Source organism: Streptomyces sp. NPDC001480 (genome assembly GCF_042894725.1).
Lineage (GTDB): Bacteria > Actinomycetota > Actinomycetes > Streptomycetales > Streptomycetaceae > Streptomyces.
The window spans coordinates 164,071-190,050 of the sequence record NZ_JBIAVX010000001.1; the positions used below are offsets into that span (position 1 = coordinate 164,071).

A 25,980-nucleotide genomic window follows, 5' to 3' on the forward strand; every position below is an offset into this window, starting at 1 on the left:
GGTGGTGCGGTGGTGCTGCTCCCGGGTCAGGCGCGGCGCCGCAGCCGCAGTGCGGCCCCGCCGGCCACCGCGCCGGTGAGGGCGGCGAGGGAGGCGGTGGTCGCCCAGCGTGCGGCGCGGGAGGGCTCCGGCGGACGGTCGGCGAGGCGCTCGGGCCGGTCGCTCGGCAGGTTGCCGTCCATCGCGAGGGCCAGCACCTCGGCGAGGTGCAGGGCGCGGCGGCCGGTGTCGCCCTGCTCGATCTGGGTGCGGCAGCTGAAGCCGTCGGCGAGGAGCAGGCTGCCGGGGGCCGCCGCGCGGACGGCGGGCAGGACGCCCTGTTCGGCGACGGCCATGGAGACCTCGTGGTGGCCGCGTTCGAAGCCGAAGTTGCCGGCCAGGCCGCAGCAGCCCTCGTCGAGGACGTCGGCTTCGAGGTGGGCGCGGCGCATCAGTTCGCGGTCGGCGTCGAACTTCATGATGGCGTGCTGGTGGCAGTGGGTCTGCACGGTCGCCTGCCGGGCGAGCCGCGGTGGCCGCCAGTCGTCGGGCGCGTGGTGGACGAGTTGCTCGGCGAAGGTGCGGACCTGCCCGGCCAGCCGGCACACGTCCTGGTCGGCAGGCATCAGTTCGGGCGCGTCGGACCGGAACACGGCGGTGCACGAGGGTTCGAGGCCGATGACCGGGGTGCCCGCCTCCAGGTAGGGGTGCAGCACGTCCAGGGTGCGGCCGAGCACCTTCTTGGCGACGGTGAGCTGCCCGGTGGAGATCCAGGTGAGGCCGCAGCACACCGGTTTGTCGGGGACGGCGACCCGGAAGCCCGCGTCTTCGAGGACGCGTACGGCCGACATCGCGATGGAGGGGTGGAAGTAGGTGCTGAAGGTGTCGGGCCACAGCACCACGGTGCGCGGGTCGGCCGGGTCGGGTTCCTCGGTGCCGCGCTGCCGCCACCACTCGACGAAGGACTGTTCGGCGAAGACGGGCGCCGGCCGGGCCCCGTCCACGCCCGCCAGCCGCTTGCCCAGCCGGGCGAGGCCGGGCGCGTGCAGCGCGCTGTTGACGAGCGAGGGGGCGATCCGCGACAGCCTCGCCCACAGCGGCAGCCAGCCCATCGAGTAGTGGGCGGCGGGGCGTGTACGGCCCTCGTAGTGGTGGGCGAGGAACTCCGCCTTGAGTGTCGCCATGTCGACCCCGGTCGGGCAGTCCGACTTGCAGCCCTTGCAGGCCAGGCAGAGGTCGAGGGCGTCGTGGACCTCGGTGGAGCGCCAGCCGTCCTTGACGGCGGAGTCCGCGTGCCCGTCGAGCATTTCGAACAGCAGCCGGGCCCGGCCGCGCGTGGAGTGCTCCTCCTCCTTGGTGGCCCGGTACGAGGGGCACATCACGCCGCCGGAGTGGCCGCGGCAGTTGCCGATGCCGACGCAGCGCATGACCGCGCGCGTGAAGGAGTTCTCGTCCTCCGGATAGCCGAAGTGGGTGTCGGGCGTGGCGGGGCGCCAGCCGGGGCCGAGGCGCAGCTGTCCGTCGACGGGGTTGGGGCGGACGACCTTGCCCGGGTTCATCCGGTCGCGGGGGTCGAACAGGGTCTTCAGCTCGCCGAAGGCGGTGACGAGCCGCTCGCCGAACATCCGGGTGAGCAGTTCGCCCCGGGACTGGCCGTCGCCGTGCTCGCCGGACAGTGAGCCGCCGTAGGACGCCACGAGGTCGGCGGCGCGCTCCAGGAACCGGCGGAAGTCCCGTACGCCGTCGGCGGTCTTCAGCCCGAAGGGGATGCGGGTGTGCACACAGCCCTGCCCGAAGTGCCCGTACAGGGAGGGGTGGTCGTAGTCGAACTCCTCGAACAGGGTCTTCAGGTCGCGCAGGTAGTCGCCGAGCCGTTCCGGCGGGACGGCCGAGTCCTCCCAGCCCTCCCAGGTCTCGCGGTCGTCGGGCGGCCGCGCGGTGACGCCGAGCCCGGCCTCGCGGGCCTTGAGCATCTTCTCCTCGCGGTCCGGGTTGTCGGAGAAGGCGACGTTCGCGTCCTTCTCGTCGCGTCCGATGGCGCGCAGCAGGGCGTGCGCCTGTTCGTCGACGTCGTCCTGGCTGTCGCCGGCGTACTGCACCATCAGCCAGCTGTCGCCTTCGGGAAGGACGTCGAGGGAGTCCAGGTAGGCGCCCTCCTCGCGCATCAGCTGCGCCATCCGCCCGTCGAGGGCCTCCAGTTGGCTGGGCGAGCAGTGCTCCAGCAGGTGCGACACGTCATCGGCGGCGGCGCAGATGTCGTCGTAGCCGAGCACCAGCAGCGACTTGTACGGCGGCACCGGGACCAGGTCGAGTTCGGCGCGCAGGACGGTCACCAGGGTGCCCTCGCTGCCGACCAGGGCCCGGGCGACGTCGAAGCCGTTCTCGGGCAGCAGGGAGTCGAGGTTGTAGCCGGAGACCCGGCGGGGGATCTTGGGGTAGCCGCGGCGGATGTCGGCCAGGTACTCGGTGGCGATGCGGTCCAGGCCGTCGTAGAGGTCGGCGAGCCGGCCGCCCTGGGCGGTGATCCGCTCCCGTTCGGCGGCGGACGTCGGTCCCACCCAGGCGCGGACGCCGTCGTAGGTGAGGATCTCCAGGCGGCGTACGTTGTCCACGGTCTTGCCGTAGGCCTGCGCGGAGGCGCCGCAGGAGTTGTTGCCGATCATGCCGCCGAGCGCGCAGTGGCTGTGCGTGGACGGTTTCGGTCCGAACTGGAGCTTGTGCCCGGCCAGTTGGCGGTTGAGTTCGTCCAGCACGATGCCGGGCTCGACCACGCAGGTACGTGCCTCGGGGTCCACCGAGACCAGCGCGTCGCAGTACTTGGTCCAGTCGATCACGACGGCGGTGTTGGTGGACTGTCCGGCCAGGCTGGTGCCGCCGCCGCGGGAGAGGACGGGGGCGTCGAACCGGGCACAGACCGCCACGGCGCGCGCCCCCGCCTCGACGGTGCGGGGGACGACGACACCGATGGGGACCTGCCGGTAGTTCGAGCCGTCCGTGGCGTAGGCGCCGCGGCTGCCCGCGTCGAAGCGGATCTCGCCGTCCACCTCGGCGCGCAGGGCCGTCTCCAGGCCGGTCACGTCCGGAGGGGTCATCTGCTCACATCCTCGATATCGCCCGACGGTCCTGCCCGGTCACGGGCGGGCGAGTACCCAGGGATCGCCGGGTGGAACGGAGCGTCGCGCCGACCGTCCGGACATATAGTCAGGCATGACTGAACAGTTTCAACTGGACAGCCTTACCTGACGGCTCTAGGGTGGACGGCATGGAGCACATCTCCGACTCCGCGGCCCGCACCGCGCGCGACCTGCGGGTGGTCTTCAGCCGGCTGCGGCGTCGCATCCGTGAGATCGCGCGGGACGAGGACAACAGGGTCCTGACCCCGTCGCAGGAGTCGGCGCTCACCCTGGTCGGCAAACACGGCGCGGCCACGGCCAGCGCCCTGGCCGCCGCCGAGGGTGTGCGGCCGCAGTCGATGGCCACCACACTGGCCGCGCTGGACCAGCACGGCCTGATCCGCCGGGCCCCCGACCCGGACGACGGCCGGCGTCAACTGGTCACCCTCACCGAGGCCGGCCAGGCCCGCGTCGAGGGCAACCGGCAGGTCCGCGAGGAGTGGCTGGCCCGCGCCTTCCAGGACCGGTACACCGAGGAGGAGCGGCAGACGGTGCTGGCGGCGCTGGCACTCCTGGAGCGGCTCTCGCAGCCCTGACACCGACTCTCGCCCGGTGCGGCGCGCGGGGCGTCCGGCCGAGCCCGGCACTCCGCCCGGCCGCCACCGCGGGCCGGGCGACGTCCGCCGGCCGGTGACCGGCCGGCCGGTACCCCTTGCCACCCCTCACCACGCAACCGCACGGCCTTGCCCTGTTCACACCCGATTCACACCCGCCCGCCCGGCACCGCCGCCGGCGGCGGTCCTCCCGGGCCGTTCCCGCGGCCCCTCATCTCCCGAAAGGCCCGACCGTGGCACTGACCGCCCTGGACCCCCGTACCGCCCTCGTCGCGATCGACCTCCAGAACGGCATCGTGGGCATGCCGACCCAGCCGCACACCGGCCCGGACGTGGTGGCCCGCACGGCCGAGCTCGCCGACGCCTTCCGGGCGCACGGCCTGCCCGTGGTCCTGGTCCGGGTGTCCTTCGCCCCCGACTGGGCCGACGCCGTCCCCGGCCGCACCGAGCGCCAGGCGCGCGGTCTCGCCTTCCCGGAGGGCTGGGACACCGTGGTCGACGAGCTGAGCGGCCACCCCGGCGACATCCGCGTCACCAAGCACAACTGGAGCGCCTTCCACGGCACCGACCTCGACGTCCAGCTGCGCCGTCGCGGCGTCACCCAGATCGTGCTGACCGGCATCGCCACCAGCATCGGCGTCGAGTCCACCGCCCGTGACGCCTACGCCCACGGCTACCACGTCACCCTCGCCACGGACGCGATGGCCGACAGCGACCCCGAGGCGCACCGGGGAAGCGTCGAGCGGATCTTCCCGAGGCTCGGCGAGTCGGGCACGACGGCCGAGGTGCTGGAGATTCTTACCAAGACGCACGGCTGACCGCCGGCCGGGCCCCTCGCGGAGGGCGAACAAACGTCCAGGCAAGGGGCCGGGTTAGCATTCGGCCACGCGCAGGTGCCACCCAGGCAACGGGTGGCGAACTAAGGGGGCTTGGAAACCGGATGCCGGTCAAGGTCAGCGTCATCGTCCCCGTGTACAACCCCGGGCCGTACATCGAGGACTGCATCGCCTCGATGCTGCGGCAGTCGCTGCCCCCCGACGAGTTCGAGGTGATCTTCGTCGACGACGGCTCCACGGACGGCACCCCGGCCCGCCTGGACGCCCTCGCCGCCGAGCACCCGCACATCCAGGTCATCCACCAGGAGAACTCCGGCTGGTCGGGCAAGCCCCGCAACGTCGGCATCGAGGCCTCCCGGGGCGAGTTCGTGATGTTCGTCGACAACGACGACTACCTCGGCGATTCAGCCCTCGAACGTATGTATGAATACGGGGTGGCGAACAAGGCCGATGTGGTCGTCGGAAAGATGGCCGGGAAGGGCCGCCCGGTACCGGTGGAGCTGTTCCGCCGCAACCATCCGCACGCCACCGTCGAGAACGCCCCCCTGATCGACAGCCTCACCCCGCACAAGATGCTCCGCCGCGCCTTCCTGGACCGCACCGGTCTGCGCTTCCCGGAGGGCCGGCGCCGCCTGGAGGACCACGTCTTCGTCACCGAGGCGTACCTGCGGGCCGACAACGTCTCGGTGCTCAGCGACTACGTCTGCTACTACCACGTCAAACGGGACGACGCCTCGAACGCGGGCTTCCAGCGCTTCGACCCGGTCGGCTACTTCAAGAACCTCCGCGAGGCCCTGGACGTCGTAGAGCGGTACACCGAACCGGGCCCGCTGCGCGACCGGCTGCTGCGCCGCTGGCTGCGCGTCGAGATGGTCGACCGGATGAGCGGGCGCCGCCTGCTGGCGCTGCCGGACGACTACCGCCGGGACCTCTTCCAGGAGATCCGCGGGGTGATCCTGGAGCGCTTCGGGCCCGGCGTGGCCGCCGGACTGCGCCCCGGACAGCGCATCGTCGCCGCGCTGCTCCGCGAGGACCGCTACGACGAGCTGGTCGCACACGCCGAGTGGGAGAGCGGCATCGCCCCCAAGGCCGCACCGACCGCGGCCGAGTGGCGCGACGGCGGACTGCGGGTCGAGTTCACCGCCGAGTACCACTCCGCCGGCCGCCCGCTGACCTTCGCCGCGGAGGGCACCGGCGCGCCCGCCGACGGTGTGCCCCGCGATCTCGACGAGGCGATCGCCTGGCTCGGCGCGGCCGCCGTGAACGGCTTCGAGAAGGCCACCGCCGACCTGATCCTGCGCGACCGCGCCACTTCCGCCTCCTTCCTCCATCGGGCCGAGCTCACCCGCAGCCGCGTCCCGGCCGAGGACGGGCGGATCCGGCTGGTGCTGCGCGCCACGGCCACCGTCGACCCCGCCGCTGCGGCCGGCGGCGCCCCGCTGCACACCGGCCTGTGGGACATGTACGTCCGGGTCGGCCTGGGCGGCTGGTCCAAGGACTGCCGGCTCGGCCCGGCCCCGCGCCACGACCGTCCCGCACCGCCCGCGGGCGTGATCGCCGGCCGGGTCGTGCTGCCGTACTGGACCAAGCAGCACGAGAACTTCTCCCTGGACGTGGACCGGGCGAGCAAGTCCCTGGGCCTGACCGCGCTCACCCCCGAGGACGCGGCGGTCTCCGGCGACGGGCTGCTGAGCCTCGCCCTGCCGCTGTACGTCGCCGACCGCACCGACGTCCGGCTGCGCTGGACCGGCACCGCGTCGGGCGGCTCCGCCCGCACCCCCCTCCAGGAGGCCGCGACGCTCACCCCCGCCGACGGGAACGGCTCGCTGCTGCGGACCGGGCTGCCGCTGTCCGCCATGCAGGGGGCGGTGTGGCGGCCGGAGCTGTGCCTGGCGCCGCAGGCGAAGACGCCTCGTTTCCTCGCGCTGCCGCTGGCCCTGCGGGTGAGCCGGTCCGGGGACGTCGAGGTGTCCGGGCCGCCGGTGCCCGGCCCGGTGCGACGGCTGCTGCGCACGGTGCGGCGGATCGCGGGCGCGGCCCGGCGGAGGATGACACCCACGGACGAGACGCGGAGGACGTGACGACGTGCGGGCACTGGAGATAGCGGGCGCCTGGGTGCTGGAACCCAAGGTGTTCCCGGACGCCCGGGGCAGCTTCCACGAGTGGTACCGGGGCGAGGAGTTCCGCGAGGCCACCGGGTACGACCTCGACCTCGCCCAGGCCAACTGCTCGGTGTCGCGGCGGGGCGTGCTGCGCGGGATCCACTTCGCCGACGTACCGCCCGGCCAGGCCAAGTACGTCACGTGCGTCCGGGGCGCCGTCCTGGACGTGGTGGTGGACATCCGCGTCGGCTCGCCCACCTTCGGCCGCTGGGAGGCCGTACGCCTGGACGACGACACCCGGCACGCCGTGTTCCTCGCGGAGGGGCTGGGGCACGGCTTCATGGCGCTCACCGACGACGCCACGGTGGTGTACCTGTGCTCGGCCGGATACGCGCCGGGGCGCGAGCACGGGGTGCACCCGCTCGACCCCGGCCTGGGCATCGCGTGGCCGGAGAGGATCGAGCCGCTGCTGTCCGAGAAGGACGCGGCGGCCCCGTCACTGGCCGAGGCGGAGCGGTCCGGGCTGCTTCCCCGTTACGCGGACTGCTCCGCCCACTACGAGCGGCTGCGCGGTCAGGACTTGGCGTAGCGCTGCTTGAGGGCACTGCGCTTGTTGGTGCCCTCCGCGTTCCGGCCCTTCTCGATGATCACCAGATTGTGGTAGAAGTGCACCGCCACGACGTTGAGGTCCGTGTAGGTCGGCTGGTAGTTCTCGTCGACGAACTCCTCGTAGTTCAGCCCGTCCGCCAGCCGCTTCAGCATCGCCATGCTGGTGTTCGGGGCGTCGCGGTCCTCGCTGCCCATCCACTCGGGCCAGTACGAGGACTGCGTGTCCTCGACGGCGTAGATGCCACCGTCCTTGAGCCGGGGGAAGAGCGTGGCGAACGTCGTGAGCACGTGCGGGCTGCGGTGGCTGCCGTCGTCGATGATGACGTCGAGGTCACCGATCTTGTCGGCGACGGCGTTCAGCGACGAGGGGTCGGACTGGTCGCCGATGAACGTGGTGATGCGGTCCTCGTCGACGAACGACTTGTCCTGGATGTCCATTCCGAAGATCTGCGCCTTGGGGAAGAACGCCTTCCACATGCGCAGCGACGCGCCGCCCTGCCCGGCCCGGCTGTACCCTCCGACGCCGATCTCCAGAAGGTTGAACGACTCCTTCTTCAGGTGCTGGAGATGGCGCTGGTAGTGCTGGGTGTAACGGTGCGTCCCCCACTTGTCCGTCTTGAAGTGCACGGCGAGCTTGTTGAGATCGTCGGAGATCGCGTCGAGTCCGGTCGGCTTGACGGGCTTGGCGGGCTGGGTCAGCTTTCTGACCCGGCGCTTGAGCCGGCGCAGCACCCGCATGTTCTTCTCGCCCAGTACGGACTTCACGGTCTCACGCATCGACATCGCTGGATATTCCCTTCGAAATGTGCGGCAGTGCTTCGTGCAGGGCGGAGCGCCAGTCCCTGAGCGGTGCCAGACCGATCTCCCGCCACCGGTCGTGTCCGAGGGCGCTGTAGGCGGGCCGGGGCGCGGGCCGGGTGAAGGTCCGGCTGTCGGTGGGCCGCACCCGGTCCGGGTCGGCGCCGGCGAGCCGGAACACCTCCCGGGCCAGTTCGTACCAGCTGGCCTCGCCGGAGCTGGTGGCGTGGAAGACGCCGTGTGCGCCAGGGTTCCGGGCGAGCCTCTCGCCGAGGTCCGCGATCCGGGCGGCGACGTCCGCGCTCCAGGTGGGCTGCCCGCGCTGGTCGTCGACCACGTCGAGGGTGTCCCGGCGGGCTTCCAGCTCCAGCATCGTACGGACGAAGCTGCGGCCGTGGACGCCGTACAGCCAGGCGGTGCGCACCACGGCGGACGCGCCCGAGAGTTCCTCGGCGACCGCCCGCTCCCCCGCCAGCTTGGTGCGGCCGTACGCGGTGCGCGGCGCGGGGGGATGGTCCTCCGGGTAGGGGGCGGTGCGGGTCTCGCCGGAGAAGACGTAGTCGGTGGAGACGTGGACCAGCCGGGCGCCGTGCTCGGCGCAGGCGCGGGCGAGCAGCCGCGGCCCGTCGCCGTTGATGGCGAGGGCCCGTGCCTCGTCGGTCTCGGCGTCGTCGACGGCCGTGTACGCGGCGCAGTTGACGACGACCTCGGGCCGGTGCTCCCCGAACGCCCGGCGGACGGCGCCCGCGTCGGTGATGTCCAGGGCGGCGCGGTCCAGTCCCGTCACATCCGCGCCGCGCCGCAGCAGTTCCCCGACGGTGTCACGGCCGAGCATCCCGCCCGCGCCGGTGATCAGCCACCGCATCAGAGCCCCTGCTGGGCGCGCCGCTTCAGCGGTTCCCACCAGGCGCGGTTGTCCCGGTACCAGGCGACCGTGCCGGCGAGGCCGGTGGCGAAGTCGCGGAGCGGCCGGTAGCCGAGTTCGTCGCGGGCCTTGCTCCAGTCCACGGAGTAGCGCAGGTCGTGGCCCTTGCGGTCGGCGACGTACTCCACCCGGTCCCAGTCCGCCCCGCAGGCGTCGAGGAGCAGCCCGGTGAGTTCCTTGTTGCTCAGCTCCGTGCCGCCGCCGATGTTGTACACCTCGCCGGGGCGGCCCTTGGTGCGCACCAGTTCCACGCCCTGGCAGTGGTCGTCGACGTGCAGCCAGTCGCGTACGTTGCGTCCGTCGCCGTACAGCGGGACCTTGTGGCCGTCGAGGAGGTTGGTGACGAACAACGGGATGACCTTCTCGGGGAACTGGTGCGGCCCGTAGTTGTTGGAGCAGCGGGTGACCCGCACGTCGAGGCCGTGGGTGCGGTGGTAGGCCAGGGCGAGCAGGTCGGAGGACGCCTTGGAGGCGGAGTACGGGGAGTTGGGCGCGAGCGGGTGGGTCTCGGGCCAGGAACCGGAGTCGATGGAGCCGTACACCTCGTCGGTGGAGATGTGCACGAACGGGCCGACGCCGTGGTGCAGGGCCGCGTCCAGCAGGGTCTGGGTGCCGGCCACGTTGGTGAGCACGAACTCGCTCGCCCCCGCGATCGAGCGGTCCACATGGGACTCGGCGGCGAAGTGCACCACCTGGTCGGCCTCCGCCATCAGCTTGTCGACCAGATCGGCGTCGCAGATGTCGCCCTGGACGAACTGGAGGCGGGGATGGCCGGCGGGGAGGTTGGCGAGCGTGCCCGCGTAGGTCAGCTTGTCCAGCACGGTGACGCGCGGCGCGTCGGGCGCGTCGTCGGCGAGGAGCGTGCGGACGTACGTGGAGCCGATGAACCCGGCGGCGCCGGTGACGAGGAGATTCATGAACGGATCTGCACCTTGCTGTGGTCTCCGAGGACGAGTCGGTGGGCACTGGGCAGGCCGGCCGCCGGGGTCACCTCCGTGTGCCGGCCGATCAGCGAGGACTCGATCCTGCCCACCCCGTCGATGGAGGAGTCCCGCAGCACGATGGAGAACTCCAGCTCGCTGTCCGTTATCCGGCAGTTCTCCGCGATCGAGGTGAACGGGCCGACGTAGGAGTCGGCGACGACCGTCCCCGACCCGATGACGGCGGGGCCGACGATCCGCGAGTCGACGATCCGCGCCCCCTCCTCGACGACCACGTGTCCGACGATCTCGGACAGTTCGTCCACCTCGCCGTCGATGCGCCGCTGCACGCCCTCCAGCACGGCGCGGTTGACCTCGAGCATGTCACCGACGTTGCCGGTGTCCTTCCAGTAGCCCTTGATGACCGTCGAGCGGACGTCGGCACGGATGTCGATGAGGTGCTGGATGGCGTGGGTGATCTCCAGTTCGCCCCGCCAGGACGGCTTGATGGCCCGCACCGCCTCGTGGATCACGGGGGTGAACAGGTAGACGCCGACCAGGGCGAGGTCGCTCTTGGGGTGCTCGGGCTTCTCCTCCAGGCCGATCACCTGCCCGGCCGGGTCGAGTTCGGCGACACCGAAGGAGCGGGGGTCGGGGACCTGGGTCAGCAGGATCTGCGCGTCGGGCCGGCTCGCTCGGAAACCCTCGACCAGGTCCCGGATGCCGCCGACGACGAAGTTGTCCCCGAGGTACATCACGAAGTCGTCGTCGGCGAGGAACTCCCGCGCGATCAGCACCGCGTGGGCGAGGCCGAGGGGCCGCTCCTGGGGTATGTAGGTGACCGCCAGGCCGAACTTGGAGCCGTCACCGACCGCTTCCTCGATCTCGGCGGCCGTGTCGCCGACGATCATGCCGACCTCGGTGATCCCGGCCGCGGCGATGGACTCCAGTCCGTAGAAGAGCACCGGCTTGTTGGCCACGGGGACCAGTTGTTTGGCCGACGTATGCGTGATCGGCCGCAGCCGGGTTCCTGCACCGCCGGAGAGCACCAGAGCCTTCATCTGCCACACCTTATCGGTGATCGTCCGTAACGGACCTTTGTTCCTTGCCGGATCGTTACGACAGTATGGCTCTGGCACTACGGGCTGTCCGCGCGGTGATGAATCGGTTCAGGTTGGGTTCAGGTTCAGTCCCCTTCAGTCCTCGCCTCGGACGATGGTGCCGTCCTGGCCCTGGGCCGCCTCCCGTGCGGCGCCTCGGTCCAGGATGGCGGGCAGGCAGGTCCGCACTCCCTTGCCCCGCCGCCGACGGGCCTTCGACCAGCCCGTCTCGGCTATGCCGGCGACGGGTTTCTCACTGCTCTGCGCGGTCACGACATCTCACTTCTTTCCTGCTGCCTTCTTGCTGCGTTCTTTGCGGGTTCTTGCCGCCTTTTCACGTACGGCCTCCGCCGCCACCGCCGAACGATCCGCTCGAACCCGGCTCCCAGCGCGGGCGGCGCTGGTCGGCGGCCCGCTTGGTGCCGGTGGGGTTGAGCTCGTGCGGTGTGAGGCGCTCGCTCTCGTCCGCCGCCCGGGGCACGTCGTCCCAGGCGCGCACCTGCCGCTCCTCCTGCACCGGCCCGGAGACCGGGCGTGTGGGCTGCTCCTCCGGCCGGGGCGGCGTCGGTTCGCGCCGACGCACCTTGAAGCCCAGGCGGAAGGCCCAGAGCAGGCCCGCGGCGACGACGATGCCCACGACGAGAATGACGATGTACCCGAGGCCGGAGACGCCTCCGGCGGCCTCGCTGATGGCAGTGTCCATGGACGGCGGGTACCCGGGCGGGCGCGGCGGATGCCTGGCCGGGCGATCCGGCGTGGCGACGGGCGGGCCGCTCCACCGCCGGAGTAACGTCACGGACGATGTCGGAACTATCGGAAATTCCGGACGACGGCGACGTCCTCGAGCGGTACACCCGTACAGCGCCCCGCCCCGGCCGGGCCCTGGTGCGCTGGGCCACGACCACCGACCACAAGGTCATCGGCCGGCTCTACATGGTCACGTCGTTCTGTTTCTTCCTCCTCGCCGGGCTGCTGGCGCTCGCCATGCGCGCCGAGCTGGCCCGGCCGGGCCTTCAGTTCCTGAGCCTCCAGGGCTACGACCAGTTCGTCACGGTCCACGGCACGATCATGATGCTGCTGTTCGCGACGCCCATGTTCGCCGGGTTCGCCAACGCCGTCATGCCGCTCCAGATCGGCGCCCCGGACCTGGCCTTTCCCCGGCTGAACGCGCTGTCGTACTGGATGTACCTCTTCGGCGGCCTGATCGTGGTGTCGGGCTTCCTGGTGCCCGGCGGGGCGGCGGCGTTCGGCTGGTTCGCGTACGCGCCGCTGAACAGCGCCTACTTCTCCCCCGGCGCGGGCGGTGACCTGTGGGCGATGGGGCTGGTGGTGTCGGGTGTGTCGACGACCCTGACCGCGGTGAACTTCATCGCCACGATCACGTGTCTGCGCGCCCCCGGCATGACCATGTTCCGGATGCCGATCTTCACCTGGAACGTGCTGTTCACCTCGATCCTGGTGCTGCCCGCGTTCCCGGTGCTGACGGCGACGCTGCTGGCGCTGGAGGCGGACCGGAAGTTCGGGGCGCACGTGTTCGACGCGGCGAACGGGGGCGCGCTGCTGTGGCAGCACCTGTTCTGGTTCTTCGGGCACCCGGAGGTCTACATCGTCGCGCTGCCGTTCTTCGGCATCGTCTCCGAGATCATCCCGGTCTTCTCGCGCAAACCGCTCTTCGGTTATCTGCCGATGATCGGGGCGACCATCGCGATCACCATGCTGTCCGCGGTGGTGTGGGCGCACCACATGTTCGCCACGGGCGCGGTGCTGCTGCCTTTCTTCTCGATCATGTCGTTCCTGATCGCGGTGCCCACGGGGATCAAGTTCTTCGCGTGGATCGGGACCATGCGCAACGGTTCCCTGTCGTTCGAGACGCCGATGCTGTGGGCGATGGGCTTCCTCGTGTCGTTCCTGCTGGGCGGACTGAGCGGGGTGCTGATCGCCTCGCCGCCGCTGGACTTCCACCTCACCGACTCGTACTTCATCGTGGCGCACCTGCACTACGTGCTGTTCGGCACCGTCGTCTTCGCGATGTTCGCGGGCTTCTACTTCTGGTGGCCCAAGTTCACCGGGAAGATGCTCGACGAACGGCTCGGCAAGGTGCACTTCTGGCTGCTGTTCCCGGGGTTCCAGCTGACCTTCCTGGTGCAGCACTGGCTGGGTGAGTCCGGGATGCCCCGCAGGTACGGGAACTACCTTGCCGACGACGGGTTCACACTGCTCAACACCATCTCGACGGCCGGGGCCCTCGTGCTCGGCGTCTCCACGCTGCCGTTCCTCTACAACGTCTGGCGCACCGCGACCCGGGCGCCCGCCGTCACGGAGGACGACCCCTGGGGATACGGGCGCGGTCTGGAGTGGGCGACGTCCTGCCCGCCGCCGCGGCACAACTTCGTCGCACTGCCCCGGGTGCGGTCCGAGTCGCCCGCCTTCGACATGCGCCATCCCGCGATCGTCCGGCAGGCCGAGGAGGAGGGACTGCGGTGAAGGCCGAGGCGTTGCTGTTCGGCGGTGTCGCGCTGTTCTTCGCCGGCACCGCCGCGCTCTACGGTGTGTGGTCGCGCGAACCGGCGGGCACCGCGGCGTTGATCGTCGCCTCCGGGATGGCGGCCGTGGTCGGGTTCTTCTGCGCGGTGCAGTACCGGCGCCGCGGGACACGGCCCCAGGACCGCAAGGACGCCGAGATCGCCGACGGCGCCGGGCCGGTGGAGTTCTTCCCGGACGAGAGCCACTGGCCGGTCCTCGCGGCCCTGGGCTTCGCGCTCGCGGCCACCGGGGTCGTGTTCGGGCTGTGGCTGTTCCTCATCGGCTTCGGCGTGCTGGTGGCCGGGGTGCTCGGGATGGTGTTCCAGTACGCGGACAGATGACCCACGTCACGGCCTTCGCCCCGCCCACGACCACCTCCCCGTCCGGCCACCGCCCGCGCCCGGCACCGCACCCGAGCTGCCGCCGCCCCTCACCGGCACCGGCATGCCGACGGACCACGTGTGCCCGACGGTCTCCGCCACCCGGACCGACGACCCACCGCCCACACCAGGGCCTCGCGGCGGCGGCGAAGGCGCCGCGTCCGGGCCGCGGCCGTCCGTCATCGGTCCCGGCGGGTCGGCGGGCGGCGGGTCACGGCGCGGGGGCCGGTGAGGGGGCGCCTCGGGGCGCCAGGGGGGAAGGTGTCGACGGGCTGGTGGTCGGTCTCGTAACCGCCCGCCACCGTCTGGCGGATCTCGCCGGTCGGCACCCCTTCCGCCAGCCGGTGCCGCTCCGCCTCCACCAGGGCCAGGCACACCCACCGGGTCAGGAGGAACGCGGCCACCGGTGCCAGCACCAGCGCGACGCGCAGCACCCAGGTCAGGGTGTTCACCGAGACCCGGAAGGACTGGGCCACGATGTCGTTGGCGCCGGCCAGCAGCAGCACGCCGTAGAAGACGGTCCCGGCGACGCCCAGGCCGGTCCGTACGGGACGCTCGCGCGGCCGGTCGCACAGGTGCCGTTCCAGGTGCCACTCCCCCGTCAGGCGCTGCTCCACGAAGGGGTACGCGTACAGCACGAGGAACAGCAGGGCGGGCAGCACCACCGCGGGGAGCAGCACGTTCCACATGAGGGTGTGCCCGGCGACGTTCGTCTCCCACGGCGGTACCAGCCTCAGCGCGCCCTCCAGGAAGCCGACGTACCAGTCGGGCTGGGAGCCGGTGGAGACCAGGTCCGGCCGGTAGGGGCCGTACACCCAGACCGGGTTGATCTGGGCGACGCCGGCGAGCAGCACCAGCACGCCGAAGACGGTGAGGGACAGCCCGACGGAGGACGCGGTGAACTGCGGGTAGAGCGGTTTGCCGAGGACGTTCGCGTTGCTCCGGCCCGGCCCGCGCCACTGGGTGTGCTTGAGGTGGAAGACCAGGATCAGGTGCACGGTGACCAGCGCGATCAGCGCGCCGGGCAGCAGCAGGATGTGCGCCGGGTACAGCCGGGTGATGATGTCGTGGCCGGGGAACTCACCGCCGAAGACGAAGAAGCCGACGTACGTCCCCACCACCGGCAGGGAGGTCATGATGCCCTGCGCGATGCGCAGCCCGGTGCCGGAGAGCAGGTCGTCGGGGAGCGAGTAGCCGGCGAAGCCCTCGGCGAGGGAGAGCACGAACAGGGTGATCCCGATGGCCCAGTTCACCTCGCGGGGTCTGCGGAAGGCGCCGGTGAAGAAGATCCGCAGCATGTGCAGGCCGATCGCGGCGACGAAGACCAGCGCGGCCCAGTGGTGCGTCTGCCGCACGAGCAGGCCGCCGCGCACCTCGAAGCTGATGTGCAGGGTGGAGTCGAAGGCCGCCGACATCAGTACCCCTTGCAGGGGCGCGTACGAGCCGGTGTAGACGACCTCGCGCATCTCGGGATCGAAGAAGAAGGTCAGCCAGATGCCGGTGAGCACCAGTACGAGGAGGCTGTACAGCGCGAGTTCGCCGAGGAGGAAGGACCAGTGCTCGGGGAACACCTTGCGCAGCAGCGACCCGCCCTCGACGACCGGCAGCCGGGCGTCCACGGCGTCGGCGAGCCGTTCACCACGGGATGCGCGGCCACGTCCGGGCGGCCCGGGCGATGTCACGTCTCCTCCGGTTCCGCGGCCGCCCGCTGCACCTCCGCCTCGGTCTCGGTCCGGGACCTGCCCGTCTCCTTCGCGTACTCGCCCAGCGCCGTCTGCACCTCGCGGGCCAGGTCGCGCCAGGCCCGCAGGGCTGTCTCGTAGGTCGACGACTGGGCGCCGGTCCACTGTGCCTGGGCCGGAGGGCCGTACGCCTCGCGCAGGGCCATGGCCCTCGCGTGCGCCGCTTCGGCCGCGCGCTGCTTCTCCACGAGCTCTTCGAAGGTGTGTGCCACGGCAGGACCCTAGGCAAGGCGGCGGTACGGACCCCGGCGACCTGCCGTAGGCACCGCGCACGCGCACCCGTGTGGCGGGGGCCCGCACGGGTCAGCTGTCGAGCACGAGTTCGGACCAGACCTGCTTGCCGCCGCTCACCGGGAGCGTGCCCCAGGCCGCCGACATGGCCTCCACGAGGAGGATGCCGCGGCCGCCGGTGGCCTCCCAGCCGACGCTGGTGGGCTTCACCGGGGTGCGGGGCGAGGCGTCGGTGACGGTGACGCGCATCCGGTGGTTGACGAGGGTGAGGTCCAGGCGGACCTGGCCGTCGGTGTGCACCAGGGCGTTGGTGACGAGCTCGGACACGACCAGCAGCACGACGTCGATGTCGTCGGCGGGCACCTCCCAGGCGCGCAGGGTGCGCCGGGTGAAACGGCGGGCGTGCCGGACGGCCTCCGGGACCCGCCACACCGTCCAGCCCTCCCTGAGCGGGCGGACGGCCATGCCGTCGTAGCGCATCAGCAGCAGGGCGACGTCGTCCTCTCGGTGGGCGCCGGCGAGCAGTGTGTCGGCGACGACACCGAGGTGGGCGGGGTCGGAGGCGGACAGGTCGTGGGCGAGCCGGTCCAGGCCGGCGTCGATGTCCTCCTCGGCGGACTCCACCAGGCCGTCCGTGGTCAGCGCGAGCACCGTGCCGGGCTGGAGCCGGATCGGGGTCATGGGGAAGTCGGCCTGGGCGAGCACGCCGAGCGGCGGGCCGCCCTCCGTCTCCACGATGGTGGTCGAGCCGTCCGGGAGACGCAGCAACGGTGGCAGGTGTCCCGCCCGCACGCACCAGGCGGAGCCCTCCTCCATGTCGACGTCGATGTAGGCGCAGGTGGCGAAGAGGTCCGTCTCCAGCTCCATCAGGAGACGGTTGGCGTGGGCCACCACCACGTCCGGCGGGTGCCCCTCGGCCGCGTACGCGCGCAGCGCGGTGCGCATCTGGCCCATGAGGGTCGCGGCGCCCGCGTTGTGGCCCTGTACGTCGCCGATCACCAGGGCCACGTGGTTGTCGGGCAGCGGGATCACGTCGTACCAGTCGCCGCCGACCTCCAGCCCGGCGGTGGTGGGCAGGTAGCGGGCGACGGCGACCCCGCCGGGCAGCTTGGGCAGGCGGCGCGGCAGCAGGGTGCGCTGGAGCATGCCGACCAGTTCGTGCTCGGCGTCGAAGGCGTGGGCGCGCATCAGGGCGTGACCGGCCAGCGTGGCCGCGGCGGTGAGCAGGGCGCGCTCGTCGGGGCCGAAGTCGTGCGGGCGGTCCCAGCCGATCAGGCAGGCGCCCGCCATCCGGCCCCCGGCGGGCAGCGGCAGGACGGCGAGGCCGCCGGGGCCGACCTCGGCCAGGGCGGGCTCCAGTGAGGTGCCCGCCGGCCAGATGTGGAGGCGGCCCTCGCGCAGGGCGGCGGCCAGTGTGGGCATCGCCCGGACCGGCGCGTCGGGCCACTCGGTCCGCCACTCCGTGCGCCACAGCTCGGGCCAGACCTCCGGTTCGGGCGGGTCCAGGACGGTGACCACCAGGCGGTCGTTCTCCAGCTCGGCCAGGGCGATCCGGTCGGCGTGCAGCGGCCTGCGCAGCGCGGCGACCACGGCCTGGCTGACGTCCTTGACGGTGCCGGCGGTGGCGAGCGCGGCGGCGAGGCGCTGCACCCGGGCCACGTCGGTGACGTCGGAGCGCAGTGTGGAGGCGTCCGCGACGGTGCCGACCAGGCGGGCCGGCGCCCCCTCGCCGCCGGGCAGCAGCCGGCCGCGCAGCCGCAGCCATCTGGGCGAGCCGGACGGCTGGAGGATGCGGAACTCCAGCTCACGGTCGCCGATGGACATGTGGTCGGCCTCGACGGCCGACATCAGTGCGGGCAGGTCCTCCGGCACGGTCCGGCCGAGCAGGGTCTCCACCTTGCCGTCGAACTCCGCCCGGTCGATCCCGAACAGTTCCAGGATCCCGTCGCCGACCTCGATGCGGCCGGTGTCCATGGCCAGGCCGAAGGCGTCGCCGGGCAGCTCGCCGGTGTCGGCGTCGCGGGCCGGGGCGCGCCAGGCGACGGCCTCCGCGACCAGTACCAGGCAGGCGCGGTCCTCGGCGCCGAAGCCCCCGGGGCTCTCGGTGACGGCGACCAGGCAGCCGCCCGCGTCCATGGGAACCGGCAGGACGGCCAGCGAGAAGTCCGGGTAGGGGGTGCGCCGCGCCTCGGGGGAGCCGGCGAGTTCCTCGGGCCCGAGCCACACCGGCCGGCCCTCGCGGTGGACCGCGGCGGCCGGGGACCGGCCGGCGGTGGGATAGCTGTCGCGCAGCCCGTACAGCGTGCGCGGCAGCCCGGCCGACTCCAGGAGGCACAGGGAGTCGCCGTTCTCACCGGGCGTGTACACGCCGGCGAACGCCGCACCGGCGAAGACGAGGGCCTGTTCGAGTACGCGGCGCAGCCGGTCGGGAGAACCAAGATCGGCGGTGACCGTTTCAAGGGCAAGTTCGGCACGCTCCGTTCTCGTTCTGCGCACCGCCGCACCCTCACTGACCACGTTCGCCATTACAGCGCTTATGGAGGCCCTGCGCAGCCCCTGTGACGGTTCGAGGGAGCCCGGGGCCGGCCGGCGCTCGAAACGCACCGAACATGTCTTGACGCATGCGTTCCGCACGGCGATCTCGTGACAGCGGTGACTGTCCGCGACCACCCGGGCCTGGAAAGTTCGTCTCCGGGCCAAGGAGGGGAAGGCATGGACAAGCGGTACGAGGTGTACGCGCTCGCCGACAGGCACTTCTACGACACGCCGGACCGGCTGTCCGCGGCCGATCCGGACGCCGCGCCGCTGTACGCCACGGCGCGCCGCGAGGTCCCGGAGGGCTGGCGCACGGGGCGCACCGGTGACTGGCTGACGCTGACGCCGCTCGACGCGGACGGAGCGCCGCTGCCGTCGCCGGCGCAGGGCTGGAAGATCCATGCCTCGGCGACCCGGGCGGACGCGGAGCGGATCGCTGAGATCGTGTGGGACTACTGCGTGCCGCGCCGCATCCCGTTCAAGTTCGTGCCGGCCCCGCACCTGTTGCACCTGCGCAACGCCAAGTACGCGGGCCGCGACGCCAGCGGCAAGTTCGTCACCGTCTACCCGGCCGACGAGGAGCAGCTGCACCGGGTGCTGAACGAGCTCGGGGAACTGCTCGCGGGTTTCGAGGGACCGTACATCCTGACCGATCTGCGCTGGCACGACGGTCCGCTGTACGTCCGTTACGGCGCTTTCGCCCGCGCCTATGTCGTCGACGAGCGCGGCTCGCTGGTCCTGGCGGTGCGCGACGGCGAGGGCCGGCTGGTGCCGGACCGGCGCGCGCCGTCGTTCCAGGTCCCTCAGTGGGTGACCCTGCCGTCCTTCCTGGAGCCGCATCTCGCGGCCCGCAACACCACGACGGTCGGCGAACTGCCGTACCGCATCGAGAAGGCGCTGCACTTCTCCAACGGCGGCGGCGTGTACGCGGGTACCGACACCCGCGACGGACGCCGGGTGGTGCTCAAGGAGGGGCGGCCGCACGCGGGGCTCGCCGCGGACGGCGCGGACGCGGTGGCGCGGCTGGAGCGCGAGAAGGCCGCACTGGAACGGGTCGCCGGGACCGGAGTGGTGCCCGAGGTGCGGGACTGGTTCACCCTCGGCGAGCACAGCTTCCTGGTCATGGACTTCCTTGAGGGGCGGCCGCTCAACTCCTTCTTCGCACAGCGGCACCCGCTGCTGACCTCGGACCCGGATCCGAAGGCCGTCGCCGACTACACGGCGTGGGCGCTGCGCATCCACCGGGCGGTGGAGAGGGCCGTGGAGGCGGTGCACGCGCGCGGGCTGGTCTTCAACGACCTGCACGTCTTCAACATCATGGTCGCGCCCGACGAGGAGTCGGTGTTCCTCATCGACTTCGAGGCCGCGGCCCCGGCCGAGGAGATGGGCCGCCAGGTCGTCGCCCACCCCGGCTTCTTCGCACCGCCCGACCGGCGCGGCAAGGACGTCGACCGCTATGCGCTGGCCTGCTTGCGGCTGGCCCTGTTCCTGCCCGTGACCACGCTGTTCGTGGTCGACCGGGGCAAGGCGGCCCATCTCGCCGAGGTCGTCGCCGAGCAGTTCCCCGACGTGCCGCGCGCCTTCCTGGACGAGGCGGTCGCGGAGATCACCCGGGACGCGGCGGGCGCGGCCCGCGCGGTGGGGCCGATCCAGCCGGTGGAGCCCGGCGACTGGCCGTACAGCCGGGACTCCATGGTCAAGGCGATCCTCGCCTCGGCCACGCCGGAGCGCGACGACCGGCTCTTCCCCGGCGACATCGCGCAGTTCGACGACGGCGGCGGACTCGGTCTCGCGCACGGCGCGGCGGGCGTGCTGTACGCGCTCGCGGAGACCGGCGCGGGCCGCCACGACGAGGGCGAGCGCTGGCTGCTGGCCCGCACCGCGGCGCCGCCGCCCGGCACCCCGCTCGGCCTGTACGACGGTCTCGCGGGCGTCGCCCACGTCCTCGACCGGCTCGGGCACCGGCAGCGCGCCCTGGACCTGGTCGACGTCATCCTTCACGAGAGATGGCAGCGCCTCTCCTCCGACCTGCACGGCGGACTGGCCGGCCTCGGCCTGGTCCTGGACGGGCTGGCGCGCACGACCGGCGAGCGGGAACTCGCCGAGCGGGCCGCCGAGGCCGCGGACCTCCTCGTCGGCCGCCTCGCCGAGCCGGTCCCGGACAGCCCCGAACGGCGGGCGGGTCTGCTGCGGGGCGCCACCGGGCCGGCGCTGTTCCTGCTGCGCCGGTACGAGGCGACCGGCGAGCCCCGGCTGCTGACGGCCGCCGCCGAGGCGCTGCGCCGCGACCTGGCGCGCTGTGTGTTACAGGCCAGGACCGGCGGCCTGGAGGTGGACGAGGGCTGGCGGACCATGCCCTACCTCGGCGACGGCAGCGCCGGCATCGGCCTGGTCCTCGACGACTTCCTCGCCCACGCCGGCGGCGACACCGAGGAGTTCGAACGGGCCCGGTCCGGCATCCTCACCTGCGCCACCTCCCGCTTCTACGCGCAGCCCGGCCTCTTCCAGGGCCGCGCCGGAATGATCCTGCACCTCAGCCGCACCACCGCACCGGGCGCGACGCCCGCCCGGCTCGACGAACAGATCGCCGGGCTCGGCTGGTTCGCCATGGCCTACCAGGGCCAACTGGCCTTCCCCGGGCACCAGATGATGCGGCTGTCCATGGACCTCGCCACCGGAACGGCCGGGTGCCTGCTCGCGCTCGCGGCGGCCCTCGACGGCGCGCACACCGCACACCTGCCGTTCCTCCCGCCGCCACCGGCGGCCCCACCACGCGGCTCCACGATCTGACGGAGTCGTGACACCACCCCCGTCCCCGCCAAGGGGTTCAAGGGATCCGACGCACAACCGACGAAAGGACACCCAAATGGCACTCCTCGACCTGCAGACCATGGAGTCCGACGAGCACACCCACGGCGGCGCGAGCACGCTGAGCCTGCTCTCGTGCGTCTCGGCGGCGAGCGTCAGCCTCTGTCTCTGACGCACACCGCGCCCACGGCTCCGGGCGGCCCTCTCCCACGGGAGGGGGACCGCCCGGGGCTTCACCTCTTCCTCGATGATGCGAGGCCCGCAGCCCGATGACGACCCCCGCCGACGACGACCCGGTGGCCGCCCCGACCCGCGCGCTGCTGCGCGGGGCGACCCGGCACGACGCGGCCCGATGTGCGGCCCTGTGCGCGGTGAGCTGCGCCACCACCGCCGCGGGTCTGCTGCTTCCGGCCGTACTGGGCCGGACCCTCGATCTGCTGCTGGCGCACGGCGCGGCGGCCCGCTGGGTGTGGTGCTGCGCGGGGCTGGTGGTGGCGCTGGCCGTCCTCGACGGGTGCGAGAGCGTGCTGGCCGGCACGGTCGACGCGCGGGCCACGGCGTGGCTGCGGCGGCGGTTCGCCGGGCACGTGCTGGCGCTGGGCCCGCGCGCCACGGACCGTTTCGGCCCCGGTGATCTCGTCGCCCGCCTGGTCGGCGGCGGCGCGCAGGCCGGGACGGCGCCCGGCGCCCTCGCCGCGCTGCTCGCGGCGCTCGCCGGGCCCGTGGGGGGTGTCGTGGCGCTCGGCCTGATCGACTGGCGGCTGGCGGCCGTGCTGCTCGCCGGGGCGCCGTTCCTCGCGCTGCTGCTGCGCGCCTTCGCCCGCGACACCTCTGGTTGTGCGGCCGACTACCAGCGGGTGCAGGGCGGGATCGCGACGGCCCTGGCGGAAGCGGTCGGCGGCTCCCGCACGATCCGCGCGGCGGGCACCGAGGAGCGGGAGACGGCGCGGATCCTGCGGCCACTGCCCGAGCTGTCCCGCGCGGGGCACCGCATGTGGCGCGTGCAGGGCCGGGCCGCGGCGCGGGCCGTGGCCGTGGCGCCGCTGCTGCAACTGGCCGTCGTCGCCGTGGCCGGGTTCCTGCTCACCCGGCACCGGCTGTCCGTGGGCGAGGTGCTCGCCGCCTCCCGGTACGCCGTCCTCGCGGGCGGTGTGGGCGTACTCGTCGGCCGGGTCGCCGCGCTGTCCCGGGCGAGGGCGGCGGCGCGCCGGCTGGGCGAGGTACTGGCAGAACCGGCGCCCGCGCCCGGCACGCGCCGGCTGCCGCCCGGCCCGGGAGGCCTTCGGCTGTGCGGCGTCACCGCCCGGCGCGCCGGGCGCACCGTGCTCGACGGCGTCGACCTGGACGTCCCGGGCGGCACGACCCTCGCGGTGGTCGGCCGCTCCGGCGCGGGCAAATCCCTGCTCGCGGCCGTCGCCGGACGGCTGGCCGATCCGGACGCCGGTGAGGTGCTGCTGGACGGCGTGCCGCTGCGCGAGATCGCGCCGGACGACCTGCGGGCGGCCGTCTCCTACGCCTTCGAACGCCCCGCCCTGCTCGGCACGACCATCGAGGACACCATCGCCCTGGGCCGGCCCGCTCTCGCTCCCGACGAGGTCCGCGCCGCGGCCCGCCGGGCACGCGCCGACGCGTTCGTACGCCGGCTGCCGCGCGGTTACGCCACCGCCTGCCGGGACGCGCCCCGCTCGGGCGGCGAGTCCCAGCGCCTCGGCCTCGCCCGGGCCTTCGCCCACGGCGGGCGGCTGCTGATCCTCGACGACGCGCTCTCCAGCCTCGACACGGTCACCGAGCACCACGTCACCGAGGCCCTGCTGACCGGCGACACCCGCCCTACCCGGCTGCTCGTCGCCCACCGCGCGGCGACGGCAGCCCGCGCCGACACCGTGGCCTGGCTGGACGGGGGGCGGTTACGGGCGGTCGGGCCGCACACGCGGCTGTGGCGGGACCCGGCGTACCGGGCGGTGTTCGGCGTCGAGGAGGGGCTGCCACGGTGACGGTGCGGGCGCTGGGGCTGCTGCGGTGGCGGGTGCTGGCCCGGCTGGCCGGCTGGTCGGTGCTGGAGGCCGGGCAGACCTTCCTGGTCGGGTGGGCGCTCGCGCGGGCCCTGGACGAGGGGTTCCTGGCCGGGCGGGCCCGGGCCGGCCTGCTGTGGCTCGGAGTGGCGGCGCTGGGCGTGGCCCTGGGGGCGTACGGGACCGGGCGGGTGTACGGGGCCGTCGCCGCGCTGGTCGAGCCGGTGCGGGACCGGCTGGTGGAGCGGGTGGTGGCGCGCGGGGTGCGGGAGGCGGACGGGGCGGCACTGTCCGGGCTCACCCAGCAGGTGGAGATCGCGCGGGACACCCTCGCGGGGCTGGTCATGGTCTCGCGGTCGTTCGTCTTCACCGCGGCGGGCGCGCTGGCCGGTCTCTTCTCCCTCTCTCCACGGCTGCTGCTGGTGGTCGCGCCGCCGCTGATCGCCGGGGTCGGCCTGTTCGCCGCGACGCTGCGTCCGCTGGCCCGGCGGCAGGAGGCCTTCCTCGTCGCCGACGAGGCCCTCGCCGAACAGTGGGGCACGGTCTGCCCCGGGCTGCGCGACGTGACGGCGGCCGGCGCGGAGACGCAGACCGGCGCCGACCTGCGGGCCGGCGTCGACGCCGAACTGCTGGCCGCCCGCTCGCTGGCCCGCTTCGGCGTCCTGCGGGTGGCGTCCCTGGCCCTCGGCGGACAGCTGCCCGTCGTCCTCCTCCTCGCCACCGCCCCCTGGCTGCTCGCCCACGACGTCACCCCCGGCGCCCTCGTCGGCGCCCTCGCCTACGTCACCCAGTCCCTCCTGCCCGCCCTCCAGAACCTCGTCCACGGCCTCGGCACCAGCGGTTCCCGCCTGACGGTGGTCCTGCGCCGCCTGGTCCCTCCGGGGGAGGCGCAGGACCGGCCGGCAGCGCGCCCGCCGACGCCCGGGGGCCCGTGGACCACAGGCCCGGCTGCCGGGGCCGGGCCCGCCGGGACCTTCGCGGGCGGGTCCGAAGCGGGAGAACTCCCGCCCGGAACACCGAAGACCGAACCCCAGGGGCTGGACGCCCGAGCGGCGGACGCCGGCACCGGAGCGGCACACCATTGCTCAGGAGCGGCGGACTCCCGCCTCTCGGGCCCCCACGCCCGCCCCGCCGGGACGCCCGCCCGGCCCCCGGGCGGAGGCGCGGGAGCCGCAGGCGCAACCGTTGGGCGCGGCGGGGGCCACGCCCGCCCCGTGGGCACGTACGGGCAGCCGGCTCCCCCGGCCGGGCCGATCGCGTCCCCGGACGCCCTCGCGCTGGCCTCCGTCACCTTCGCCTACGGGCCCGCCAGTGAACCCGTGATCGACGGACTGGACCTACGCGTGCCGGACGGTGGGCACCTCGCCGTCGTGGGGCCGAGCGGGATCGGGAAGTCGACGCTGACCGCTCTGGCCGCGGGGCTGCTGGCGCCCGGGGGCGGGGCGATCCGGGTGTACGGGCGCCCCGTACCGAGCGAGGAGGCCACCGCGCGGCGGGTGCTGATCCCGCAGGAGGCGTACGTCCACACCGGCACACTCGCCGAGAACCTGGGGCACTTCCGCGCCGGGCCGGTGCCGGAGGAGGAACTGCTGGCGGCCGCCGACGCGGTCGGGCTCACGCCGGTGCTGGAGAGCCTCGGCGGGCCCCGCGCGCCGGTCGAGCCGGCGTCGCTGTCCGCCGGCGAGCGGCAGCTGATCGCGCTGACCCGGGCGTACCTGTCCCGCGCGCCGCTGGCGCTGCTGGACGAGGCGACCTGTCATCTCGACCCGGAGGCGGAGGCGCGCGCGGAGCGGGCCTTCGCCGAGCGCCCCGGCGGCACCCTGGTGGTCGTCGCGCACCGCATCAGCTCCGCGCGCCGGGCGGACCGGATCCTGGTGATGGACGGCCGCCGCACGGCGTACGGCACCCATGACGAACTGCTCGCGGCCTCCCCGCTGTACCGGGACCTGGTCGGCGGCTGGACCCCCGCGTCGGCCGCCGGGCCGTCACAGCCAGCCCTCCCCCTGTGAGATCCGGATCGCGTCGATCCGGTTGCGCGCCCCGGTCTTGCGGGTTATCGCCGCCATGTAGTTGCGCACCGTCCCGTGGGACAGGTGAAGGCTCCCTGCGATCTCCGCGATGGACGCTCCCCCGGCCGCCAGCGACAGCACGCTCAGCTCGCGCCGCGTCAGCGGCATCTGCGCGGCCTTGAGGAAGCCGAAGCCCAGCGAATCGTCGACGAAACGTTCCCCCTGGGCGACACGCCGGATCGCGCGCACGAGTCTCTCCGGCGCCCCTTCCTTGTCCACGTAGCCGAGCGCCCCCGCCTCGACCGCCCGTCTCAGCAGCCCGGGCCGGTTCTTGCCGGCCAGCACGAGCAGCCGTGGCGGCGCCGAGCCGGCGCCCCGCGGGCACAGTTCGCCCAGCGGCGGCACGCCGAAGCCGTCCGCGTATTCCAGGTCCGCCGCGCACACGTCCGGCCGTAAGGACCGCACCCGTGCGGAGGCGCCGCGCCACGACGTGTCGTCCACCCGTATCTCGGGATCCCGGCGCAGCCACTCCGCCAGGACCGATCGCACCAGACACGCGTCGTGCACCAGAAGCACTCCGATCACTGCCACCCCTTCAGCCGCCGTACTTCGTCCAGGTGTGAGAGCCCCGACGGGCTCTTAGCGCGTGCCCCATTGTTGGCAGGCATGACCGCTTCCGGGCGCGAAGAACCGGCCATCAGGGTGCGCGGGGGCGCATACCCGGCGCTCGTACGCCGCCCCGCG

General features: G+C 73.1%; 21 protein-coding genes. 10 read left to right on the plus strand and 11 right to left on the minus strand.

The genetic code is table 11. The features are described 5' to 3' along the window. Positions 1-26 precede the first annotated feature (26 nt). Positions 27-3,071: an FAD-binding and (Fe-S)-binding domain-containing protein gene (locus ACFY01_RS00755; protein ID WP_390733444.1), complete on the minus strand. Its 3,045-nt coding sequence runs from the start codon at positions 3,069-3,071 to the stop codon at positions 27-29. Between the two features lie 170 nt (positions 3,072-3,241). On the opposite strand from ACFY01_RS00755, the gene ACFY01_RS00760 reads away from it, so the two are divergent. The 4 genes from ACFY01_RS00760 to rfbC all read left to right on the plus strand — a co-directional run bounded on the left by ACFY01_RS00760 (position 3,242) and on the right by rfbC (position 7,233). Then, a complete protein-coding gene (locus tag ACFY01_RS00760) occupies positions 3,242-3,688 on the plus strand; it encodes a MarR family winged helix-turn-helix transcriptional regulator (RefSeq protein ID WP_390733445.1) in 447 nt (148 codons plus the stop codon). Positions 3,689-3,939: 251 nt separating this feature from the next. Continuing rightward, complete coding sequence (locus tag ACFY01_RS00765) at positions 3,940-4,524, plus strand: hydrolase (protein WP_390733446.1); 585 nt, start codon at positions 3,940-3,942, stop codon at positions 4,522-4,524. A 122-nt stretch (positions 4,525-4,646) separates the two neighbouring features. Continuing rightward, a complete protein-coding gene (locus tag ACFY01_RS00770; protein ID WP_390733447.1) occupies positions 4,647-6,623 on the plus strand; it encodes a glycosyltransferase family 2 protein in 1,977 nt (658 codons plus the stop codon). A gap of 4 nt (positions 6,624-6,627) precedes the next feature. After that, complete coding sequence (gene rfbC / locus ACFY01_RS00775; RefSeq protein ID WP_390733448.1) at positions 6,628-7,233, plus strand: dTDP-4-dehydrorhamnose 3,5-epimerase; 606 nt, start codon at positions 6,628-6,630, stop codon at positions 7,231-7,233. Here rfbC and ACFY01_RS00780 read toward each other — a convergent pair. From ACFY01_RS00780 to ACFY01_RS00805, 6 genes are all read right to left on the minus strand, one after another. Then, positions 7,218-8,036: a hypothetical protein gene (locus ACFY01_RS00780; RefSeq protein WP_390733449.1), complete on the minus strand. Its 819-nt coding sequence runs from the start codon at positions 8,034-8,036 to the stop codon at positions 7,218-7,220. The genes rfbC and ACFY01_RS00780 overlap by 16 nt on opposite strands. Next, entirely contained in the window at positions 8,023-8,916 is an 894-nt protein-coding gene (gene rfbD / locus ACFY01_RS00785; RefSeq protein WP_390733450.1) for a dTDP-4-dehydrorhamnose reductase, read from the minus strand. The genes ACFY01_RS00780 and rfbD overlap by 14 nt, the downstream gene beginning before the upstream one ends. Beyond that, positions 8,916-9,893 carry a dTDP-glucose 4,6-dehydratase gene (rfbB, locus tag ACFY01_RS00790; RefSeq protein ID WP_390733451.1) on the minus strand — a complete coding sequence of 326 codons (978 nt, stop codon included), beginning with the start codon at positions 9,891-9,893 and terminating at the stop codon, positions 8,916-8,918. The genes rfbD and rfbB overlap by 1 nt, the downstream gene beginning before the upstream one ends. Then, entirely contained in the window at positions 9,890-10,957 is a 1,068-nt protein-coding gene (locus ACFY01_RS00795) for a glucose-1-phosphate thymidylyltransferase (RefSeq protein ID WP_390733452.1), read from the minus strand. Before ACFY01_RS00795 ends, rfbB begins: the two co-directional genes overlap by 4 nt. 135 nt (positions 10,958-11,092) lie before the next feature. Further along, complete coding sequence (locus ACFY01_RS00800; protein ID WP_390733453.1) at positions 11,093-11,269, minus strand: hypothetical protein; 177 nt, start codon at positions 11,267-11,269, stop codon at positions 11,093-11,095. Positions 11,270-11,330: 61 nt separating this feature from the next. Beyond that, a complete protein-coding gene (locus tag ACFY01_RS00805; protein ID WP_390733454.1) occupies positions 11,331-11,699 on the minus strand; it encodes a DUF6479 family protein in 369 nt (122 codons plus the stop codon). 98 nt (positions 11,700-11,797) lie between these two features. On the opposite strand from ACFY01_RS00805, the gene ctaD reads away from it, so the two are divergent. Both ctaD and ACFY01_RS00815 read left to right on the plus strand, forming a co-directional pair. Then, on the plus strand, positions 11,798-13,480 hold the full coding sequence (ctaD, locus tag ACFY01_RS00810) for a cytochrome c oxidase subunit I (protein ID WP_390733455.1): 1,683 nt from the start codon (positions 11,798-11,800) through the stop codon (positions 13,478-13,480). Beyond that, positions 13,477-13,860 (plus strand): cytochrome c oxidase subunit 4, encoded by a 384-nt coding sequence (locus tag ACFY01_RS00815; RefSeq protein WP_390733456.1) that lies wholly within the window; start codon positions 13,477-13,479, stop codon positions 13,858-13,860. Before ctaD ends, ACFY01_RS00815 begins: the two co-directional genes overlap by 4 nt. Positions 13,861-14,078: 218 nt before the next feature. Here ACFY01_RS00815 and ACFY01_RS00820 read toward each other — a convergent pair whose 3' ends face one another. From ACFY01_RS00820 to ACFY01_RS00830, 3 genes are all read right to left on the minus strand, one after another. Further along, a complete protein-coding gene (locus tag ACFY01_RS00820) occupies positions 14,079-15,581 on the minus strand; it encodes a cytochrome bc complex cytochrome b subunit (RefSeq protein ID WP_390733457.1) in 1,503 nt (500 codons plus the stop codon). Further along, positions 15,578-15,853: a hypothetical protein gene (locus ACFY01_RS00825; RefSeq protein WP_390733458.1), complete on the minus strand. Its 276-nt coding sequence runs from the start codon at positions 15,851-15,853 to the stop codon at positions 15,578-15,580. Before ACFY01_RS00825 ends, ACFY01_RS00820 begins: the two co-directional genes overlap by 4 nt. 91 nt (positions 15,854-15,944) lie before the next feature. Continuing rightward, on the minus strand, positions 15,945-18,398 hold the full coding sequence (locus ACFY01_RS00830; protein WP_390733459.1) for a SpoIIE family protein phosphatase: 2,454 nt from the start codon (positions 18,396-18,398) through the stop codon (positions 15,945-15,947). Positions 18,399-18,584: 186 nt separating this feature from the next. On the opposite strand from ACFY01_RS00830, the gene lanKC reads away from it, so the two are divergent. The 4 genes from lanKC (at position 18,585) to ACFY01_RS00850 (ending at position 25,236) form a co-directional block, all read left to right on the plus strand. Further along, positions 18,585-21,197, plus strand: coding sequence for a class III lanthionine synthetase LanKC (gene lanKC, locus ACFY01_RS00835; protein WP_390733460.1), 2,613 nt, complete (start codon positions 18,585-18,587; stop codon positions 21,195-21,197). A 76-nt stretch (positions 21,198-21,273) separates the two neighbouring features. After that, the gene (locus ACFY01_RS00840) at positions 21,274-21,387 is read left to right on the plus strand and encodes a SapB/AmfS family lanthipeptide (RefSeq protein ID WP_390733461.1); all 114 of its coding nucleotides are present in this window, start codon (positions 21,274-21,276) and stop codon (positions 21,385-21,387) included. 97 nt (positions 21,388-21,484) lie between these two features. Beyond that, a complete protein-coding gene (locus ACFY01_RS00845) occupies positions 21,485-23,209 on the plus strand; it encodes an ABC transporter transmembrane domain-containing protein (RefSeq protein WP_390733462.1) in 1,725 nt (574 codons plus the stop codon). A gap of 2 nt (positions 23,210-23,211) precedes the next feature. Further along, the gene (locus ACFY01_RS00850) at positions 23,212-25,236 is read left to right on the plus strand and encodes an ATP-binding cassette domain-containing protein (protein ID WP_390734014.1); all 2,025 of its coding nucleotides are present in this window, start codon (positions 23,212-23,214) and stop codon (positions 25,234-25,236) included. Here the strand turns inward: ACFY01_RS00850 and ACFY01_RS00855 are convergent. Further along, on the minus strand, positions 25,213-25,821 hold the full coding sequence (locus ACFY01_RS00855) for a LuxR C-terminal-related transcriptional regulator (RefSeq protein ID WP_390733463.1): 609 nt from the start codon (positions 25,819-25,821) through the stop codon (positions 25,213-25,215). The genes ACFY01_RS00850 and ACFY01_RS00855 overlap by 24 nt on opposite strands. Positions 25,822-25,980 lie beyond the last annotated feature (159 nt).

Coding starts and splice junctions, on each gene's coding strand:
- lanKC (WP_390733460.1), top strand. CDS start 18,585: ATGGACAAGCGGTACGAGGTGTACGCGCTCGCCGACAGGCACTTCTAC.
- ACFY01_RS00755 (WP_390733444.1), bottom strand. CDS start 3,071: ATGACCCCTCCGGACGTGACCGGCCTGGAGACGGCCCTGCGCGCCGAG.
- ACFY01_RS00795 (WP_390733452.1), bottom strand. CDS start 10,957: ATGAAGGCTCTGGTGCTCTCCGGCGGTGCAGGAACCCGGCTGCGGCCG.
- ctaD (WP_390733455.1), top strand. CDS start 11,798: ATGTCGGAACTATCGGAAATTCCGGACGACGGCGACGTCCTCGAGCGG.
- ACFY01_RS00845 (WP_390733462.1), top strand. CDS start 21,485: ATGACGACCCCCGCCGACGACGACCCGGTGGCCGCCCCGACCCGCGCG.
- rfbD (WP_390733450.1), bottom strand. CDS start 8,916: ATGCGGTGGCTGATCACCGGCGCGGGCGGGATGCTCGGCCGTGACACC.
- ACFY01_RS00760 (WP_390733445.1), top strand. CDS start 3,242: ATGGAGCACATCTCCGACTCCGCGGCCCGCACCGCGCGCGACCTGCGG.
- ACFY01_RS00780 (WP_390733449.1), bottom strand. CDS start 8,036: ATGTCGATGCGTGAGACCGTGAAGTCCGTACTGGGCGAGAAGAACATG.
- ACFY01_RS00830 (WP_390733459.1), bottom strand. CDS start 18,398: ATGGCGAACGTGGTCAGTGAGGGTGCGGCGGTGCGCAGAACGAGAACG.
- rfbB (WP_390733451.1), bottom strand. CDS start 9,893: ATGAATCTCCTCGTCACCGGCGCCGCCGGGTTCATCGGCTCCACGTAC.
- ACFY01_RS00770 (WP_390733447.1), top strand. CDS start 4,647: ATGCCGGTCAAGGTCAGCGTCATCGTCCCCGTGTACAACCCCGGGCCG.
- ACFY01_RS00805 (WP_390733454.1), bottom strand. CDS start 11,699: ATGGACACTGCCATCAGCGAGGCCGCCGGAGGCGTCTCCGGCCTCGGG.
- ACFY01_RS00840 (WP_390733461.1), top strand. CDS start 21,274: ATGGCACTCCTCGACCTGCAGACCATGGAGTCCGACGAGCACACCCAC.